The organism is Roseateles sp. P5_B10 (assembly GCF_056400485.1).
The window spans coordinates 1-3,232 of record NZ_JBFULE010000607.1 but is presented as its reverse complement, the minus strand read 5'-3'; the positions used below and the strand labels follow the sequence as shown (position 1 = coordinate 3,232).

Here is a 3,232-nt window from a genome sequence, read left to right as displayed (position 1 = left end):
GCACGGCGGTGCGGCACTGGTTGGTCACGGCGACGTCCACGTGGACGTCCACATCGCCGTTCACGACGGGCGAGGCGTTGCTCACGCGCACATCCAGGCACTCGGTGCTGGCGGCATGGCTGGCGCTTGTGGCGACAACGGCAAGGGCAGCGGCGGTCAGCTTGAACCAGGTCTTCATGCAAGCTCCTGTCGGCCCCGGGTCGGGGCACTGGGTTGAAGAAGCCGCGGATTCTGGTGAGGTGGATGGCGTGCGTGTCGTGGGACAAACCTGTCCCATAAACCTGCTGCGTACTTGTCTAGACAGGGGGAGGACTTGCGGGTCGAGCGCCGGGCCGCTCCCTAGCCGGCCCGCGTTGGGCGATGTGCTTGCCGGTCAATCCGGCAAGCATCGCCGTCTCCTCGGGAGACCGACCAAGGTACTCCTTGGGCGAGAGGTCTCAGGCCGCGAGCAACTGTCTCAACACGAACGGCAGGATGCCGCCGTGGTAGTAGTAGTCCACCTCGATGGCCGTGTCGATGCGCAGCGTCAGCGGTACCTGCCTGACCGATCCGTCGGCGTAGGTGATCGTCATCGCCGCGTCGCCTTGCGGCTTGATCACCTCGGCCAGGCCGATGTCTATCGTCTCCGCGCCGGTCAGGCCCAGCGACTCCCAGCTCGTGCCGGCCTTGAACTGCAGCGGCAGCACACCCATGCCGATCAGGTTGCTGCGGTGGATGCGCTCGAAGCTTTTGGCGATGACGGCCTTGATGCCCAGCAGTTGAGTTCCCTTCGCGGCCCAATCTCGACTCGACCCGGTGCCGTATTCCTCGCCCGCGAAGATGACGGTGGGCGTGCCTTCCTGGATATAGGCCATGGCGGCGTCGTAGATGGTGGTCTGCTGGCCGCCCTTCAGCGTGTAGCCGCCTTCCTCGCGCGAGCCGTCGGGCCGGGCGGGCAGCATCAGGTTCTTCACCCGCACATTGGCGAAGGTGCCGCGCATCATCACGTCATGGTTGCCGCGGCGCGCGCCGTAGGAATTGAAGTCGGCCTTGGCCACGCCGTTGGCCGTCAGGAACTGGCCGGCCGGCGTCGTCTCCTTGAAGGAGCTGGCCGGGCTGATGTGGTCGGTGGTGATCGAATCGCCGAACAGCGCCATGACCTTGGCGCCCTTGACGCCCGACACCAGCGCCGGTGGGACCATCGTGAAACCCTCGAAGAAGGGCGGCTGGGCGATGTAGGTGCTCTTGGGCCAGTTGTAGACCTGGCCCTTGACGCCCTTGATGGCGTCCCACAGCTTGCCGGGCTTGGTGGCGACCTGGTCGTAGTTGGCCTTGAAGGCAACGGGGTCCATCGCATGCTTCATCAGCGCGTAGATCTCGTCGCTGCTGGGCCAGATGTCGCCCAGGAAKACGGGATGGCCCTTGCTGTTGTAGCCCACGGGCTGCGTCATCAGGTCGCGGGTCACGGTACCAGCGATGGCATAGGCCACGACCAGCGGCGGGCTGGCCAGGAAGTTGGCCTTGAGGTTGGGGTGGATGCGGGCCTCGAAGTTGCGGTTGCCCGACAGCACGGCCGCACAGACGAGGTCGTTGTCCTGGATGAGCTTGTTCAGCTCGGGCGTCAGGTCGCCGGCGTTGCCGATGCAGGTCGTGCAGCCATAGGCGGCGACGTTGAAGCCGAGCTTTTCCAGATAGGGCAGCAGTCCGGCCTTCTCCAGGTACTCGGTGACGATGCGCGAGCCAGGCGCGAGGGACGTCTTGATGTGCGGCGCCACCGTGAGGCCGGCTTCCACCGCCTTCTTGGCCAGCAGGCCCGCGGCCAGCAGCACGCTGGGGTTGCTGGTGTTGGTGCAGGAGGTGATGGCAGCGATCAGCACGTCGCCGTTCTTCACCGGCAGGCCCGATTCGGTGACGAAGTTCTGCGCCAGCTTGTCCGCGGGCTGGTTGAAACCGTTCTCGGCGGTGGGCTTGCTGAAGAGCTGCGCGAAGGTGGAGGCGAGATTCGTGATCTCGATGCGGTCCTGCGGGCGCTTGGGGCCGGCCAGGCTGGGCGCCACGGTGCCCAGGTCCAGCGAGACCACCGAGGTGAAGTCGATGTCGCCCGCCTTGGGCACGCCGAACATGCCTTGAGCCCGCCAATAGGCCTCGAAGGCCTCGATCTCGGCGGCGGTGCGGCCGGTGCCCTTGAAGTAGTCGACGGTCTTCTCGTCGACCGGGAAGAAGCCCATGGTGGCGCCGTACTCGGGCGCCATGTTGGCAATCGTCGCGCGGTCGGGCAGGGCCAGCGTGCGGGTGCCTTCGCCGAAGAACTCGACGAACTTGCCGACGACCTTGTGCTTGCGCAGGATCTCGGTGACGGTGAGCACCAGGTCGGTGGCTGTCACGCCCTCGCGCAGTTGGCCCGTCAGCTCGAAGCCGACCACGTCGGGCGTCAGGAAGTAGACCGGCTGGCCCAGCATGCCGGCCTCGGCCTCGATGCCGCCCACGCCCCAGCCGACGACGCCGATGCCGTTGATCATGGTCGTGTGGCTGTCGGTGCCGACGAGACTGTCCGGGTAGAAGACGCCGTCCTTGCCCTTGTGCACGCCGCGCGCCAGGTACTCGAGGTTGACCTGGTGGACGATGCCGAAGCCGGGCGGTACGACGCCGAAGGTGTCGAAAGCCTGCATGCCCCACTTCATGAACTCGTAGCGCTCGCGGTTGCGCTCGAACTCCAGCTTCATGTTCAGGTCCAGCGCCTTCTTGGTGCCGTAGTAGTCGATCATGACCGAGTGGTCGACGACGAGGTCCACCGGCACCAGCGGTTCGATGGCTTTGGGGTTCTTGCCCATCGCGGCGGCCACGTTGCGCATGGCGGCCAGGTCGGCCAGCAAGGGCACGCCGGTGAAGTCCTGCAGCACCACGCGAGCGACGACGAAGGGGATCTCATCGACGCGGGCGGCATTGGGCTTCCAGTTGGCCAGTTGCTCGACATGCTCGGCCGTCACTTTCTTGCCGTCGCAGTTGCGCAGCACGCTTTCCAGCACGATGCGCATCGAGATCGGCATGCGCGCCACGTTCGGGTAGGCCTCGGCCAGCTTGGGCAGGGAGAAAAACTGCCCGGACTTGCCTGCGGCGAGCTTGAACTTGGCCTGGGTGTTTGCAAACGCGTGGGCCGCGGGTTTCGGCATGGTTACTCCTATAGGATGACTGGGGTCTATTGGCCTGTGARTCGTCCCCGCGTGAGGTCCCGCTCAGGGCCAAATCTAGGCGC

The 3,232-nt window shown here is 65.7% G+C and carries 1 protein-coding gene; it reads right to left on the bottom strand.

Going from position 1 to position 3,232, the window contains the following annotated elements; translation table 11 throughout:
• Positions 1 to 437: 437 nt before the first annotated feature.
• On the bottom strand, positions 438 to 3,149 hold the full coding sequence (gene acnA / locus AC1DU6_RS24650) for an aconitate hydratase AcnA (RefSeq protein ID WP_477860290.1): 2,712 nt from the start codon (positions 3,147 to 3,149) through the stop codon (positions 438 to 440).
• Positions 3,150 to 3,232: the final 83 nt, after the last annotated feature.